Source organism: Metabacillus endolithicus (genome assembly GCF_023078335.1).
In the GTDB taxonomy this organism is placed as follows: domain Bacteria; phylum Bacillota; class Bacilli; order Bacillales; family Bacillaceae; genus Metabacillus; species Metabacillus endolithicus.
The window spans coordinates 2,899,835-2,917,056 of the sequence record NZ_CP095550.1 but is presented as its reverse complement, the minus strand read 5'-3'; the positions used below and the strand labels follow the sequence as shown (position 1 = coordinate 2,917,056).

The 17,222-nt window shown below is 40.2% G+C and carries 7 protein-coding genes, 3 rRNA genes, 1 pseudogene and 2 riboswitches; all 11 genes and pseudogenes read right to left on the bottom strand.

Features of this window, described 5'->3' with window-relative positions:
- Nucleotides 1-5: 5 nt before the first annotated feature.
- The 11 genes and pseudogenes from MVE64_RS15040 to MVE64_RS14990 all read right to left on the bottom strand — a co-directional run bounded on the left by MVE64_RS15040 (nucleotide 6) and on the right by MVE64_RS14990 (nucleotide 17,218).
- Nucleotides 6-425: a GtrA family protein gene (locus MVE64_RS15040; RefSeq protein WP_247339221.1), complete on the bottom strand. Its 420-nt coding sequence runs from the start codon at nucleotides 423-425 to the stop codon at nucleotides 6-8.
- Nucleotides 397-1,407, bottom strand: coding sequence for a glycosyltransferase family 2 protein (locus MVE64_RS15035; RefSeq protein ID WP_247339219.1), 1,011 nt, complete (start codon nucleotides 1,405-1,407; stop codon nucleotides 397-399). Before MVE64_RS15035 ends, MVE64_RS15040 begins: the two co-directional genes overlap by 29 nt.
- 21 nt (nucleotides 1,408-1,428) lie before the next feature.
- Nucleotides 1,429-3,102: a DUF6044 family protein gene (locus MVE64_RS15030; protein ID WP_247339211.1), complete on the bottom strand. Its 1,674-nt coding sequence runs from the start codon at nucleotides 3,100-3,102 to the stop codon at nucleotides 1,429-1,431.
- A gap of 760 nt (nucleotides 3,103-3,862) precedes the next feature.
- Nucleotides 3,863-3,978: ribosomal RNA gene (gene rrf / locus MVE64_RS15025) — 5S ribosomal RNA — on the bottom strand.
- 77 nt (nucleotides 3,979-4,055) lie between these two features.
- Nucleotides 4,056-6,984 (bottom strand): 23S ribosomal RNA (locus MVE64_RS15020).
- Nucleotides 6,985-7,349: 365 nt separating this feature from the next.
- Nucleotides 7,350-8,899: ribosomal RNA gene (locus tag MVE64_RS15015) — 16S ribosomal RNA — on the bottom strand.
- Together the 16S, 23S and 5S rRNA genes form the textbook arrangement of a ribosomal RNA operon.
- Nucleotides 8,900-9,287: 388 nt before the next feature.
- Nucleotides 9,288-10,610, bottom strand: coding sequence for an NCS2 family permease (locus tag MVE64_RS15010; RefSeq protein ID WP_247339209.1), 1,323 nt, complete (start codon nucleotides 10,608-10,610; stop codon nucleotides 9,288-9,290).
- A gap of 147 nt (nucleotides 10,611-10,757) precedes the next feature.
- A riboswitch (purine riboswitch) is annotated at nucleotides 10,758-10,859 on the bottom strand.
- Nucleotides 10,860-10,944: 85 nt separating this feature from the next.
- Nucleotides 10,945-12,485 (bottom strand): annotated as a pseudogene (gene guaA / locus MVE64_RS15005) (glutamine-hydrolyzing GMP synthase).
- Between the two features lie 212 nt (nucleotides 12,486-12,697).
- A riboswitch (purine riboswitch) is annotated at nucleotides 12,698-12,799 on the bottom strand.
- 26 nt (nucleotides 12,800-12,825) lie between these two features.
- On the bottom strand, nucleotides 12,826-15,039 hold the full coding sequence (locus tag MVE64_RS15000) for a transglutaminase TgpA family protein (RefSeq protein WP_247339208.1): 2,214 nt from the start codon (nucleotides 15,037-15,039) through the stop codon (nucleotides 12,826-12,828).
- Nucleotides 15,039-16,253 carry a DUF58 domain-containing protein gene (locus MVE64_RS14995; protein WP_247339207.1) on the bottom strand — a complete coding sequence of 405 codons (1,215 nt, stop codon included), beginning with the start codon at nucleotides 16,251-16,253 and terminating at the stop codon, nucleotides 15,039-15,041. Before MVE64_RS14995 ends, MVE64_RS15000 begins: the two co-directional genes overlap by 1 nt.
- Nucleotides 16,250-17,218, bottom strand: coding sequence for an AAA family ATPase (locus MVE64_RS14990; RefSeq protein WP_247339205.1), 969 nt, complete (start codon nucleotides 17,216-17,218; stop codon nucleotides 16,250-16,252). The genes MVE64_RS14995 and MVE64_RS14990 overlap by 4 nt, the downstream gene beginning before the upstream one ends.
- Nucleotides 17,219-17,222: the final 4 nt, after the last annotated feature.

Sequence of the window (17,222 nt, the reverse complement as noted above, 5' to 3'; positions counted from 1 at the left end):
TAGTTTCATATTTGTTTAAATGTTAAGTATCTCTGTCCTAAATAATTCAATACTGTATAGATAAATGCAGCTAACAATATCGAAAGCTCTTCTCCATATAAATTGGTACTTAGAACATTCTTATTTATCAAACTGTATCCTATATTGTAAGAGACATAATAGCTTACTACTATGACAAATAAGAATAGAACGATTCCTTTTTTATTACTAACATTGCTATTAAACGTAAAATTCCTATTAAGAATATAGCTAATTATAGCTCCTATACCATTTCCTATAAAAGTTGATATCCAATAGGAGAAACCAAATACATTTAATAGAAGGAAAATCGAAGAGATCCCAATGATCGTATTTATGATCCCCACTCCAATAAATCGTATAATTGTGTTTGACTTATTATAGTAATTCTTTATGGTCTGAAGCATCAGTTTCAATATTCCTTTTAATAAGTTGTTTTGTTAAACCTAAAGTATTTATATCAATACTATATCTTGGTCGCCTTTTTGACTCTTTATAAATCTTCCCAATGTACTCGCCAATTAATCCAATGGCTATTAACTGTAATCCTCCAATTAGCCAAATAGATGTAATTAATGATGTCCACCCTGTTTCTGTTTCTCCTATAAACTTTAAAGTTACAAAATATGATCCAAATAACAAACTAGTAAAAAAGGAGAGCATTCCTAGAAGTAAAACAAACCTTATTGGTGTTACTGAAAAAGAGGTAATCCCTTCAAAAGCAAAGGAAATCATTTTCTTTAAAGGATATTTTGTATCACCAGCAAATCTTTCTTTTCGATCATAATAAACAGATGTAGATGGAAACCCTATTAAAGGAACTATTCCCCTTAAAAATAAATTTACTTCTTCAAATTTTTCTAACTCCTCAACAGCTCTTTTACTCATTAAGCGATAATCAGCGTGATTATAGATTAAATTTACACCTAGTTTTTGCATTACCTTGTAGAATGCCTCTGCAGTTGTTTTCTTAAATAATTGATCAGTATCTCGTTTATCTCTTACACCATATACAATATCAAAGCCTTCATTATACTTTAGGATAAAATCATTTATAACATCTACGTCATCTTGTAAGTCTGCATCGATAGATACAACACAATCTGACGAATCTTTTGCAGTGATTAGTCCTGCTAATAACGCACTCTGGTGTCCAACATTTCTTGCTAGTTTTATACCATGTACTTTTTTATTTTGTAAGCTTTCTTTATAGATAATCGACCAAGTTTGATCTTTGCTCCCATCATCTACAAGTAATATATTACTCTGGTTTGATATTAGCCTGCCTTCTATAAGCTCATCTAATTTATCAATCAGTACAGTTAAAGTTTCAGGCAACACCTCTTCTTCGTTATAGCAGGGTACGACTATTGTAAGTATCGGTTCCATCTGTTTAGTACCTCCCAAGTTTTACATTGCTTTATATAAATAGATTTTCCAAACTGAAGATTCACTTTGAAATGTCTTCTCTAGTACTAGATTATTCTCACTTGCGTTTTCTATCGGAACAGCTGAAAAAATAAATGAACCTCCTAAATCTTTGAATGCTTCCATATTTAATTCGAGATTTTTTAACGTTTTTTTAGAATTCTTCTTAAACATATAATGCTTACCAAGTTCATCGGTGAAGATATAGCATCGTCCACCCCACTCATCAAAATATGTTCTTATTGTTTTGTTTTTCTCGAGTTCCTTTTCAATAATTTCTCTGAATTCATACTTATAGCTCAAGGGATAAAAGTTATTATATGTATCCAGTGTATAAAAACCGTTATATTGCGGAATTGCCGGATGAATGCCAATACTAGCAATTCTATAGCTATTTTGAGGTAATCCTATATAAGATTTAATTTCTTTAAAAAGTGACTCTGAATAAAACTCTTTCACAGAGGGCTTCTTATGATAGATAACCTCATCATTAAATCCTAGGAGTAAAACAATTTGTGCAATAATGAAGAAAAAAGCATAGGGTTTCCAGCTCTTTCTGTAATTCCAAATGATTTTTAGCCCTAGAGCAAAGCCAACATATATAACTAGAGGCCTCAAAAAGTGAAATCTAGCAAAATTGAAAGTATCCATAACATGAAATCTCTTTGTTAGTGGCAGCCAGCCCTTATAAAACCAAAAGGCATACCAAGTAGATAATGCAAAATTAAGTATAAAGAGAAAGAGAAACACCCTTTCTTCTTTCCATAACTTTTTAGTTATGACTATATATAACGAAATAATAGTTACTGTCAGGATAAAGATCCCATGAACTGTCATTACGTGTGTGTGACCTAGCACAAAGTTCTTAAAGGTTAAGCGAATGACCCTCCATAGCGATAGCCTCGCATGAAAATATTCATCTCTACTATTAGGCTCATCATCAAACAAAAATGAATAAACCAATCTATACTCAACAACCAAAAACATACCAGTCATATATATAAGAGCTAACAGAAAATAATAATTGCGTTTTCCTCTTATAAAATCAACTAACCAAAACACACCCATTCCAAATAAAAAAAAGAAAAACCCTAATACAATACTTGAATATAGAGGCAGTAAAGTTAATACCAGAAACTGCTTCCAAGTCCTTTTCCCATTTCTTATATGTAAAAATGCCCATAAAGCTAAAGGCATACCTAGTGTACTAAGCATCCCTGAGGGCCAGAATGGTGTTAATGCAAATGCTAATGCCACTCCAACATTAATAAGGGTATATTCTTTGCGCTTCAGAAAATGATCCTTTAATAATAAGTACATTCCTATAAAGGCAAAAACCCTTGTTATGGTTTGACTTAAAGCATAAGCAACCATAGTTGGGAAAATAGCATAGAGCCAAACAATAAGACTAAATTCTGTTCCATATGCATTTCTGGGTAATCCATTTATAACCTGAGGAATCTTCGCTTCGCTTGAACCAAGCATTTGCCCACTCTCACTCAACACCTTATACCATGCTAAATTGGAGTCAAGATTATCATGCACCCTTATATGTGCATTCTCACCTAAAAGAAAGAGAGGAGAAAGGTACAAACATATGATGAAAAAGGCAAATATAAGTAATCTACTCTCACTATTAATCCTATCTAAAAACAAAATTTACACCTCTGACTAAATAGCATTTCTACATTTGTACTTATTAAGATTTACTAAAACAGGATAAAAATACTAAAAATGTTTGGGGTGGGGGAATTTGTTTTGTGGTGCCTGTCACTACCCGATATTTGGAGAAATTTGTTGATATTTAAAGTCCATTACACTATTTTTAAACATCTTACTTAACGATGCCCAAACTCTTACAGGGGGAATAAACATTAAAAGTAGTTGGAACAGAGCGTGTTGTGTCGTTCATAAGGGGAATGAACGATAAAAGTGGTTGAGAAAGTGAGAATATCTCCACGTCAGCTTGTTCTTCTTGTTTCACCTAAGCCTCAGGATAGTAGGTTTACTTTGTCTCTAATTCTTATATTCAAACCTTCGGTTTAACTACCTTTTAATAAAACAAAAAAAGACCAGTATCTCTACTGATCTTTTTCTCTTCTTACTTGGCAACGTCCTACTCTCACAGGGGGAAACCCCCAACTACCATCGGCGCAGGAGCTTAACTTCCGTGTTCGGACTATCGGCTTGCGATAAGCGGCGAATCTCCGCGTCAGCTTGTTCGTTCAGATCCTCATGTGCCAAGACCGCACACTCCGGTCTTTACTCTCTGCGCTTCCTTGACCTTCTTGCTTCTCCCAAGCCTCAGGCTAGTAGTTTTACTTTGTCTCTAATTCTTATATTCAAACCTTCGGTTTAAACTACCTTTTAATAAAACAAAAAAGACCAGCATCTCTACTGATCTTTTCTTCATCTTACTTGGCAACGTCCTACTCTCACAGGGGGAAACCCCCAACTACCATCGGCGCTGAAGAGCTTAACTTCCGTGTTCGGCATGGGAACGGGTGTGACCTCTTCGCCATCATCACCAAATAATATTTAGTTTGAAGGATATTCCTTCAAAACTAGATAACGAATCACAATTCAATTCACTAAGCTTACGCTTTAATTAGGTTAAGTCCTCGATCGATTAGTATCAGTCAGCTCCACACGTCACCGCGCTTCCACCTCTGACCTATCAACCTGATCATCTTTCAGGGATCTTACTCACTAATGTGATGGGAAATCTCATCTTGAGGGGGGCTTCATGCTTAGATGCTTTCAGCACTTATCCCTTCCGCACATAGCTACCCAGCTATGCCTTTGGCAAGACAACTGGTACACCAGCGGTGCGTCCATCCCGGTCCTCTCGTACTAAGGACAGCTCCTCTCAAATTTCCTACGCCCACGACGGATAGGGACCGAACTGTCTCACGACGTTCTGAACCCAGCTCGCGTACCGCTTTAATGGGCGAACAGCCCAACCCTTGGGACCGACTACAGCCCCAGGATGCGATGAGCCGACATCGAGGTGCCAAACCTCCCCGTCGATGTGGACTCTTGGGGGAGATAAGCCTGTTATCCCCGGGGTAGCTTTTATCCGTTGAGCGATGGCCCTTCCATGCGGAACCACCGGATCACTAAGCCCGACTTTCGTCCCTGCTCGACTTGTAGGTCTCGCAGTCAAGCTCCCTTGTGCCTTTACACTCTACGAATGATTTCCAACCATTCTGAGGGAACCTTTGGGCGCCTCCGTTACATTTTAGGAGGCGACCGCCCCAGTCAAACTGCCCACCTGACACTGTCTCCCAGCCCGATCAGGGCTGTGGGTTAGAATTTCAATACAGCCAGGGTAGTATCCCACCGACGCCTCCACCGAAGCTAGCGCTCCGGCTTCTCAGGCTCCTACCTATCCTGTACAAGCTGTACCAAAATTCAATATCAGGCTACAGTAAAGCTCCACGGGGTCTTTCCGTCCTGTCGCGGGTAACCTGCATCTTCACAGGTACTATAATTTCACCGAGTCTCTCGTTGAGACAGTGCCCAGATCGTTACGCCTTTCGTGCGGGTCGGAACTTACCCGACAAGGAATTTCGCTACCTTAGGACCGTTATAGTTACGGCCGCCGTTTACTGGGGCTTCGGTTCAAAGCTTCGCTTGCGCTAACCTCTCCCCTTAACCTTCCAGCACCGGGCAGGCGTCAGCCCCTATACTTCGCCTTGCGGCTTCGCAGAGACCTGTGTTTTTGCTAAACAGTCGCCTGGGCCTATTCACTGCGGCTTTTCCGGGCTATTCACCCTAAAAAGCACCCCTTCTCCCGAAGTTACGGGGTCATTTTGCCGAGTTCCTTAACGAGAGTTCTCTCGCTCACCTTAGGATTCTCTCCTCGCCTACCTGTGTCGGTTTGCGGTACGGGCACCTCTCACCTCGCTAGAGGCTTTTCTTGGCAGTGTGGAATCAGGAACTTCGGTACTATATTTCCCTCGCCATCACAGCTCAGCCTTCGCGACAACGGGATTTGCCTCGTTGTCAGCCTAACTGCTTGGACGCGCATATCCAACAGCGCGCTTACCCTATCCTTCTGCGTCCCCCCATTGCTCAAATGGTGAGGAGGTGGTACAGGAATTTCAACCTGTTGGCCATCGCCTACGCCTTTCGGCCTCGGCTTAGGTCCCGACTAACCCTGAGCGGACGAGCCTTCCTCAGGAAACCTTAGGCATTCGGTGGAGGGGATTCTCACCCCTCTTTCGCTACTCATACCGGCATTCTCACTTCTAAGCGCTCCACCAGTCCTTACGGTCTGGCTTCACAGCCCTTAGAACGCTCTCCTACCACTGTTCGTAAGAACAGTCCACAGCTTCGGTGATACGTTTAGCCCCGGTACATTTTCGGCGCAGAGTCACTCGACCAGTGAGCTATTACGCACTCTTTAAATGGTGGCTGCTTCTAAGCCAACATCCTGGTTGTCTAAGCAACTCCACATCCTTTTCCACTTAACGTATACTTTGGGACCTTAGCTGGTGGTCTGGGCTGTTTCCCTCTTGACTACGGATCTTATCACTCGCAGTCTGACTCCTGAACATAAGTCTTTGGCATTCGGAGTTTGACTGAATTCGGTAACCCGATGGGGGCCCCTAGTCCAATCAGTGCTCTACCTCCAAGACTCTCATTTCAAGGCTAGCCCTAAAGCTATTTCGGAGAGAACCAGCTATCTCCAAGTTCGATTGGAATTTCTCCGCTACCCACACCTCATCCCCGCACTTTTCAACGTGCGTGGGTTCGGGCCTCCATTCAGTGTTACCTGAACTTCACCCTGGACATGGGTAGATCACCTGGTTTCGGGTCTACGACCACGTACTTATTCGCCCTATTCAGACTCGCTTTCGCTGCGGCTCCGTCTTATCAACTTAACCTTGCACGGGATCGTAACTCGCCGGTTCATTCTACAAAAGGCACGCCATTACCCATTAACGGGCTTTGACTACTTGTAGGCACACGGTTTCAGGATCTCTTTCACTCCCCTTCCGGGGTGCTTTTCACCTTTCCCTCACGGTACTGGTTCACTATCGGTCACTAGGGAGTATTTAGCCTTGGGAGATGGTCCTCCCTGCTTCCGACGGGATTTCACGTGTCCCGCCGTACTCAGGATCCACTCTGGAGGGAACGAAGTTTCAACTACAGGGTTGTTACCTTCTTTGACGGGCCTTTCCAGACCTCTTCATTTACTCCGTTCCTTTGTAACTCCGTATAGAGTGTCCTACAACCCCAAGAGGCAAGCCTCTTGGTTTGGGCTTCTTCCGTTTCGCTCGCCGCTACTCAGGAAATCGCGTTTGCTTTCTCTTCCTCCGGGTACTTAGATGTTTCAGTTCCCCGGGTCTGCCTTTAATACCCTATGTATTCAGGTAAAAATACTACTCCATTACGAGCAGTGGGTTTCCCCATTCGGAAATCTCCGGATCAAAGCTTACTTACAGCTCCCCGAAGCATATCGGTGTTAGTACCGTCCTTCATCGGCTCCTAGTGCCAAGGCATCCACCGTGCGCCCTTAACAACTTAACCTTCGACAAACGATAAGCGTCGAATTTCTTCGTTGACTTCCCATCTTCCGGTGCTCATGTACTCTCGTACACTCCGCTCCTCATCAGGTCGTCGCCTCGAACTTCTCGCTTCTCCTTTGTCTCAAGACATAAGATCAAACTTAATATCTTGATTAACATTTATTAAGAGAATCACTAAACTAAGCGTTTAAACTCAGTGAATTACTTGAATTGTTTTCGTTATCTAGTTTTCAAGGAACATAAAACACAGGATGTTCAAATGCAATCTGCATTTAGACTCCTATGTATTGAGTCTTACTTATATAGAAAGATCAGTATGATCTCTCAAAACTAAACAAAATACCAAGCGTGCTCCATTTTCCTTAGAAAGGAGGTGATCCAGCCGCACCTTCCGATACGGCTACCTTGTTACGACTTCACCCCAATCATCTGTCCCACCTTAGGCGGCTGGCTCCTTACGGTTACCCCACCGACTTCGGGTGTTACAAACTCTCGTGGTGTGACGGGCGGTGTGTACAAGGCCCGGGAACGTATTCACCGCGGCATGCTGATCCGCGATTACTAGCGATTCCGGCTTCATGCAGGCGAGTTGCAGCCTGCAATCCGAACTGAGAATGGTTTTATGGGATTGGCTTGACCTCGCGGTCTTGCAGCCCTTTGTACCATCCATTGTAGCACGTGTGTAGCCCAGGTCATAAGGGGCATGATGATTTGACGTCATCCCCACCTTCCTCCGGTTTGTCACCGGCAGTCACCTTAGAGTGCCCAACTGAATGCTGGCAACTAAGATCAAGGGTTGCGCTCGTTGCGGGACTTAACCCAACATCTCACGACACGAGCTGACGACAACCATGCACCACCTGTCACTTCGTCCCCCGAAGGGGAACCTTCTATCTCTAGAAGTAGCGAAGGATGTCAAGACCTGGTAAGGTTCTTCGCGTTGCTTCGAATTAAACCACATGCTCCACCGCTTGTGCGGGCCCCCGTCAATTCCTTTGAGTTTCAGTCTTGCGACCGTACTCCCCAGGCGGAGTGCTTAATGCGTTTGCTGCAGCACTAAAGGGCGGAAACCCTCTAACACTTAGCACTCATCGTTTACGGCGTGGACTACCAGGGTATCTAATCCTGTTCGCTCCCCACGCTTTCGCGCCTCAGCGTCAGTTACAGACCAGAGAGTCGCCTTCGCCACTGGTGTTCCTCCACATCTCTACGCATTTCACCGCTACACGTGGAATTCCACTCTCCTCTTCTGCACTCAAGTTCCCCAGTTTCCAATGACCCTCCACGGTTGAGCCGTGGGCTTTCACATCAGACTTAAGAAACCGCCTGCGCGCGCTTTACGCCCAATAATTCCGGACAACGCTTGCCACCTACGTATTACCGCGGCTGCTGGCACGTAGTTAGCCGTGGCTTTCTGGTTAGGTACCGTCAAGGTACCAGCAGTTACTCTGGTACTTGTTCTTCCCTAACAACAGAACTTTACGACCCGAAGGCCTTCATCGTTCACGCGGCGTTGCTCCGTCAGACTTTCGTCCATTGCGGAAGATTCCCTACTGCTGCCTCCCGTAGGAGTCTGGGCCGTGTCTCAGTCCCAGTGTGGCCGATCACCCTCTCAGGTCGGCTACGCATCGTCGCCTTGGTGAGCCGTTACCTCACCAACTAGCTAATGCGCCGCGGGTCCATCTGTAAGTGATAGCCGAAACCATCTTTCAATTTTGAACCATGCGGTTCAAAATGTTATCCGGTATTAGCTCCGGTTTCCCGGAGTTATCCCAATCTTACAGGCAGGTTACCCACGTGTTACTCACCCGTCCGCCGCTAACCTCAGGGAGCAAGCTCCCATTGGTTCGCTCGACTTGCATGTATTAGGCACGCCGCCAGCGTTCGTCCTGAGCCAGGATCAAACTCTCCAATAAAGAGTTGATATAGCTCATAAAAGTTTGTACTATTATAGTACGTTTTTTGTTAATCGAAATTAACATTTGCACGCTTGGTTTTGTTTAGTTTTCAAAGATCATTTAATGTCGTTCCTCAGAAGCGACTTTATTAATTTACCACATCAACCATTATCAAGTCAACATGTTTTTTAAAAAACTTTCATTCAACTAGAATTTAATATGACCTCGTCGAATGACTTTTATTACTATAACAACAAAAAAGATTAGAGTCAATATTTTTTTACATAAAATAAATTAAACAATAGAGGCGATAGAATAGACTGTAGATTATCAACTCCTTCACTCAAGCTTTAATAAATTTAAAAAAGGAAGAGGGACGGTCCCTCTTCCTTATTCCTACTATATATTAAGCTAAGAATACAAAATATAGTACAAAGATGACAAACAGTCCGTACATAACCGGGTGAATTTCTTTTCCTCTACCCTTCATGATCATTGTAATTGGATAGAAGATGAATCCAACTGCAATACCTGTTGCAATACTGTAAGATAAAGGCATTGTAATAATTGTTAAGAATGCTGGCACAGCAATTTCAAATCGTTTCCAGTCAATCTGTCCTAAAGATGATACCATTAGAGCCCCTACAATGATTAATGCAGGTGCGGTAACTGCTGAAGTAATAACTCCTAAAAGCGGAGAGAAGAATAAGGCTAATAAGAACAGGACAGCAGTTACGACTGATGCGAAACCTGAACGAGCTCCAGCGGCAACACCTGCAGAAGACTCAATATATGAAGTTGTTGTAGATGTGCCTAAAACAGAACCTACTACTGTTGCAGCAGAATCTGCGAACAACGCTTTTCCTGCTCTAGGTAACTTATTATCTTTCATTAGACCAGCTTGGTTAGCTACTCCAACAAGTGTTCCAGCTGTATCAAAGAAATCTACGAATAAGAATGTCAAAATAACAACTAACATTTGAACAGTAAAGATTTGATCTAAGTTCATAAATGCTTGTCCAAACGTTGGCGCTAAGCTTGGTATTTGACCAACAATTTCTGTCGGAACAGCAATTTGATTAAAGATCATTCCTACAATTGCTGTAATTAGCATTCCGTAGAAGATACCACCATTTACTCCACGAACCATTAAAATAACTGTCACAATAATACCGAATATAGCTAAAAGTGTTTGAGGATTAGTGAAGTCACCTAACCCAACTAAAGTAGCATCATTATTAACAATAATGCCTGCACCTTGAAAACCAACAAATGTTATGAATAATCCAATTCCGGCACTTACAGCGAATTTTAATTCAGCTGGAATAGAGTTAATAATCTTTTCACGTAATCCTGATAAAGTAAGAAGAATAAAAATAAGTCCTGATACTAAAACCCCTGATAAAGCTGTTTGCCAAGGTACTCCCATTGTTAAAACAACTGTGAATGAGAAAAATGCGTTTAACCCCATACCTGGTGCCAAGGCAATTGGATATTTGGCTATAAGCCCCATTAACAATGAACCAACAGCAGCGGCAATAGCAGTTGCTGTGAAAATAGCTCCTGTATCCATTCGCATTTCAGCAGGTAGATCTGGAATTGACGTCATGGCTAATGTGTTAGGGTTAACAAATAAAATATAAGCCATTGATAAGAACGTTGTTAAACCACCAATAATTTCACGTCGATAATTTGTACCTAATTCATCAAACTGAAAAAACTTCTTCATAAATAGGTGTTCCTCCTCAGTATTAGTTCAAAAGCTTTTACTACCAAATACATTGTCCCCCAGTAATATTTCCAAATAAATAAGCGCACACCTATACGTGAGCGCTTGACTTTGAAAATATTAATGGCCGGTAACAAACAGTAGTTACCTCTGCTATTAATACCTCGTAGTCAAGCCATTTACGGTAGCTTGGTAGAAACTTTCGAGCCATATCCTCGACATTATACGACGTATTTCGACTATATTGATTACTTTTTTATTTTATCAGTGTATCGTTTTTTCGTCAATACAAAAAACGAACATTATTCAAAATAATGTTCGTTTCGTTCGTTTTTTACTCCCACTCGATAGTAGCAGGTGGTTTACTTGTAATATCATAAACTACACGATTAATGTGCTTTACTTCATTTACAATTCTTGTAGAAATCACTTCAAGTACATCCCAAGGAATTCTTGCCCAATCCGAAGTCATTCCATCGATTGATGTAACTGCACGAATACCAATAGTATAATCATAAGTTCTAGCATCACCCATTACACCAACACTACGGATATCAGGTAGAACCGTGAAGTACTGCCAAATATCACGATCTAATCCAGCTTTTTTAATTTCATCACGTAGAATATAGTCTGATTCACGAACAATCTCTAATTTTTCTTCCGTAATTTCACCTAGAACACGAATTCCCAATCCAGGACCTGGGAATGGTTGTCTCCATACGATTTCATCTGGAATACCAAGTTCCGTTCCTAATGCACGAACTTCGTCTTTAAATAATGTATTTAGAGGTTCAATAAGTTCGAATTCCATATCTTCTGGTAACCCACCAACGTTATGGTGAGATTTAATCGTTTGAGCTGTTGCTGTTCCGCTCTCAATAATATCTGTATAAAGAGTACCCTGTGCTAAAAATTCAATTCCTTCTAATTTAGCTGACTCATCATCAAATACATAGATGAACTCATTACCAATGATCTTACGTTTTTGCTCTGGATCTGAAACACCTTTTAACTTATTCATAAAGCGATCCTTTGCATCCACTTTAATAACATTCATATTAAAACCTTCAGTGAATGTTTTCATAACACTATCAGCTTCATTTTTACGTAACAGCCATGGTCAACAAAGATACATGTTAGTTGATCACCAATTGCTTTGTGAATTAACACGGCAACAACTGAAGAATCAACACCACCACTTAAGGCGCAAAGCACTTTTTTATTGCCTACTTTTTGTTTGAGTTTATCTGTTTCCATTTCAATGAAATTCTCCATTGACCAGTTACCAGCACAACCACAAATGTTAAAAACAAAGTTCTTCAATAAGTCATTACCATATTCAGAGTGACGTACCTCTGGATGGAATTGAACACCGTAAAATTTGCGGTCTTCATTACTCATTGCCGCAAATGGACAAGATGTACTTGTAGCATCCACATGGAATCCTGATGGAATTTCTTTCACTAAGTCACCATGACTCATCCATACAACCTGTTGTTCCGGTAACTCAGCAAATAACGCTGGTTTCCCATGAACATCAATTGTTGCTTTACCGTATTCACGGTGATCTGCTGGCTCAACCTTTCCGCCAAGCTTATGAGTCATCAGCTGCATACCGTAACAAATACCTAATACAGGGATACCTAAATCAAAGATTGCTTCATCACAGTCAAAAGCATTTTCACCGTAAACACTGTTCGGACCACCTGAAAGGATTACTCCTTTAGGGTTCATTTGTTTAATCTCTTCAGCCGTCAAAGTGTGAGGATGTAACTCACTGTATACACCAAATTCACGGATACGTCTTGTGATTAACTGATTATACTGACTACCGAAATCTAAAACTACTACCATTTCATGAATGTTTGCCACCATCGTCACCTCATCGTATTTTCATGCACTATTGTTAGTATGCTATTAAGACTATTAAGATCATACAAAAAGTATCATAACCCAGGAAATACTTACTAATATGTCTGTATAGCAAAAAAACTGAATCCACCTTCCATAAAGAAACAGACTTATCACCAATAAAAGGTAAGAGTCTAATTTCCTTATATAAAAAGAAGGCAGAATCCAGCTTACTTTCGAACTTATTCTGCCTTCATAGTCGGGTGTTTTAAGGTTACCCGGTAGAGACTCTCGAACCGTATTATCGAGGATATATGAAGGGTCTATTAATTTTTTCTATTCTATCAATCTCTTATACAATTGGTCAAGACGATGTTCTTTTAATTAAATTTTCCCACAATTCAACTGACTTAGTCCATTCTTGTTTTGCATCATCGCGTCGATACAATGCTCTTTCATAGTTTTCCGTTAAAGCTGTCATATGGACCATATGAAAATATCGATCAATATACCGAGCATAATCCCTCAAGGTTTGGCCTTCTTTTCTTTTAATACCACGGCGGGCAAATTGTTTTAATAGTGACTCATAAGCTTGAAAGAATACTTGGTCATCGTTACGGTTTTTATATTTTAAAATGATAAGCTTTGGTATCCATTTCGTCCTAGTTTTGAAAATCACAAAAGCTAGTATCGCTGTAACGATCATAACACCATATAAACCGGTACTCCCTAGACGCAGACTAAAGAAACCGAAGAAATCACTTGTAGAAGAAGATGTTTCTTTGTTAGTTTGCTCAGGCTTTTCTGGAGTTGCTTCAGGTTCCTTTTCCTCTTCTTCAACAGGTTCCTTCTCCTCTTCTACCTCTTCCTGACCAGGTGTATCTTTATAGTCACTTACCAAATCATAAGGGTTTACAAAGCCTTTAGTAGGTTCAAATGGAACCCATCCTACTCCAGTGAAATACACTTCAACCCATGAATGGGCATTATTATTTGTTACTTTATATTCACTATTACTGTTCTCTACAGTTTGAACAAAGTCACCTTCTGTGTATCCTTTCACCCATCTTGCAGGAATATCAATTGACCTTAGTAAAACGATCATAGAAGTAGAAAAATTATCACAATAACCTTTGAATGTTTCAAAAAGAAATTGGTCTACATAGTCTTGATTACCTTCAGGTATGGCCACATCTTCCTTATCATACGTAAACTCCGGCCTTCCCAAGTAGTCTTCTATTGCCTTCACTTTATCGTATTGATTAGATTTTGTTTCTGTAAGAGACACAGCAAGTTCTCTCACCCGTTCAGGTAATGTATCAGGTAACTGTGTGTATCTTTCAACAAACCCATCAGGTACATTTTCAAAAACTTGTGCTTTTTTCATTTCATTTAGTGGATAAGAGGGAAGCTCATACTCGACCTGATATGTTAGAAATTCCTCTCTAGATCCGTCACCCTGCTTCTGAAAAGGGGAGATTAACTCTGTATTTCGGTTCAGGTAAATTGGTAAATTTGCTTCTGTGTTTACAGCTGTTAAACCTAAAGGATAAATAACATGTAAATAGCGGTATTCCTCATTTATTGTAACAGTCGATTCCAAGCTTTTTGTCTCTACACGATCATCTATCCAAATAACTTCATCTTGAATTGATGTAATGACTTCACGTTCTGCATCAGGATCGGAGGCTTCCCATCCTTTCCCTGTATACACATCCTTAGATTCTACTCGCCAATAATGTCGATCACTTGATATATGAGTGAAAACTTCGGTATCATCCCCTACAAATGATCCACCTAACTTTTCATCATTTGGGCTATACCCAATTTTCTTTGTACCACTACCACCTTCATCTTCTCGCCCAACAGCTGTAATATACGGAACTGGATCAGGCCACTGTGGTGATGCCTTAGGAGCTAATATGGCTAGAATCATTGAAAGCATGATAAATGCAAGTAGCGGCATGATCCATCTAAGGGAAGCAAGCCTTTTCACTTTTAAATTCTCCAGTTTCTTCAATCGATCAAAATACAGGAGACCAAGCATAAAGAAACCTATTAAAACAACCCTAACAATTGCATAAGATGCATCGTATGGAGTAAAGGTATCTAACACTGTAATGTAAAGGAGCGTTAACACAAAGAAAAAGAAAATTCTCTTTTGGAAAAGAATCCAATAGTGTATTAAATAAACAAGTAACCAAAGCAAAATAAAAAATAACAATGAACGAAAAGATGAAGTCATCCCCATCCAATCCGCACTTGGTACTAACGAAAGATTAAAGGCAATATCACCAATTAGGTCCTTTATCCAAAGGAAACTAAAAAACACGCCTTCGAAATATAACCCGTGAAGCATAAACAAAATAATGAACATTTTTACCGGAAATGTGATGAACCATCGCAACCTGAAAAATGTCATAATAAAACTGACAGCAATAAAAAACACAAAAATAAACGTGTTAGCTGTATCAGTAAATTCCCCAAGAGGTCTTAACCATTCCCATAGCAGGATAAATGCAAACAGATAATATAGAAGATTAACAGATATCCCTTCTTGGTCTTTAGGTGTTTTCACTAGATATTCACCTCTTTAAAACGCTTATTTGCATCCTGTTCTTTTACTACATTTACATGAACTTGACGCTGCTTCAATCTTTCAACTAAAACAGACTCTTCTTTTGAAAGTTCATGAAGTTTCCCTTTAATAAGGTATAGAATAAATGTCTGCTGACGAGCTGATAAAAACTCGAGCTTTCTCACCATCTCCATGTTTAGAGTTGATGTAACAAGAATACTGGTAACTTGTTTCATTTCCTTATTTAAATAGTTACCTCCAAGTACAGCAGAAAAAGGTGTTCGACTGTCACAATCAACTTTTGCCAAATGATAAAAGATGCTGCTTACATGCTGCTCATCAGCCTGCAGCGGAAACATCTTTTGCTGCTTCCCAATTGAAACTAACCCTACTCTAGCGCCACTTTTAACTATAGCGCGAATTAATGATGCGGTATAGGATACAACTGATTCAAATACCTCAGAATGTGACCTGTCAATAAATACAACAACATCATGACTTTGCATTTGTTCAAATTCCTTTGTCATAATTGAATCTCTTCTAGCCGTAGCTTTCCAATCAATCCAAGCAAATTTATCTCCTGGTTGATATTCCCTGACACCGACAGCCATAGTTGAATCCTGCCAATACTTTGTTAATGTTGATGCTGATCCTTGCTCATACTGTTTTTGCTTTGAATGATAGGCTAAATCAACAGTTGAAGGGTAAACAAGAAAATAGTTTTCAACCTCTAAAGAAACTTCCTTTTCAATTAGACCAAATAAATCCCCTGTTCTTAAGCGGACCGATTTAAAGTGGTGTTCACCTCGAGGCATCTCAAGAAGGGCATAGCTAAAGGAGATCGACTTCTTAAACCACGGAAAAAAGAGTTTGTTTGGCTCTTTAAGTTTTTGAACACCCTTTAATTTATCATTAAGCTCGTCTTCAACTAATAAATAAAATAACGGAAAAGGAAAAGATCTTTTAACCGTTATTGTACCGATAAGCCTCTGTCCAACCGAAAACTGTTCCTGATTAATTCTCCGTGTTACTTGAAAAGAGCGGATTGGGTAGATCATTAATAAGAAAGAATAGAGCGCAAACGGTAGAAAGCTATAAAAGAGAAACCAGCTTACAAATCCACCTTGAAACATTGCATAACTAAATGCTGCTAAGGTAAGAAATAAGAGGGATAAGACCTTCCAGCCAGCTTTAAATCTTGTTAATAACGTCATGATTTACCACTTAAAGACCTTTGAACCGGCACTGGTGTTTTAGAAATAATATCATGTATAAGTTCATCAGCAGATTTCCCCTCAAACTTCGCCTCTGACCTTAAAATTATCCGGTGTGCCAACGTATATGGAGCAAGGTATTGAATATCATCAGGAATAATATAATCTCTACCCAAAATAAACGCATAGGCTTGTGCGGCCTTCATTAACGCGATTGAGGCACGTGGACTTGCACCAAGATAAACAGAAGGATGCTTTCTTGATTTCCCAGTAATTTCAATAATATAGTTCTTAATCGTATCATCAACATAAACAAACTGAATTTCATTTTGTAACTCAGCTAATTCTTCATTTGAGATAACACTTTCTATTTTATAGATAGGTCTTTCTCTTTCTGCTAATGTTAACACTTCAAACTCTTCAGCTTTAGTTGGATATCCCATTCTTAACTTGAATAAGAAGCGATCCAATTGTGCTTCCGGTAGCGGATATGTTCCTTCGTAATCAACTGGGTTTTGTGTAGCCATAACAAAAAATGGTTTCGCAAGAATTCTTGTTGTGCCATCAACAGTAATGCTTCCTTCTTCCATTCCTTCTAACAACGCGGACTGAGTTTTTGGAGAGGTACGATTAATTTCATCTGCTAAGATGATGTTTCCAAAGATAGGCCCTTCACGGAACTCAAATTTTAATTCTTTTGGGTTATAAATAGAAACTCCCGTCACATCCGAGGGAAGTAAGTCTGGTGTAAACTGAATTCTCTTGAATTCTGCTCCTATCGATTTTGAAAGAGCGCGAACCATCATCGTTTTTCCGACACCTGGAACATCTTCAAGCAGCACATGACCTCCAGCAAGAATGGCCACAAGGCTTAGAATACTAACATCACGTTTTCCTACCATTACGTTTTCGATATTTTCAATAACTCGACCGAGTTTTGGATGCATTGCTTCATATTGAGACATGATT

Excerpts from the sequence above, each read along its gene's own strand:
- MVE64_RS15010 (WP_247339209.1), bottom strand. The coding sequence starts at position 10,610 with ATGAAGAAGTTTTTTCAGTTTGATGAATTAGGTACAAATTATCGACGT.
- MVE64_RS15035 (WP_247339219.1), bottom strand. The coding sequence starts at position 1,407 with ATGGAACCGATACTTACAATAGTCGTACCCTGCTATAACGAAGAAGAG.
- MVE64_RS14995 (WP_247339207.1), bottom strand. The coding sequence starts at position 16,253 with ATGACGTTATTAACAAGATTTAAAGCTGGCTGGAAGGTCTTATCCCTC.
- MVE64_RS15040 (WP_247339221.1), bottom strand. The coding sequence starts at position 425 with ATGCTTCAGACCATAAAGAATTACTATAATAAGTCAAACACAATTATA.
- MVE64_RS14990 (WP_247339205.1), bottom strand. The coding sequence starts at position 17,218 with ATGTCTCAATATGAAGCAATGCATCCAAAACTCGGTCGAGTTATTGAA.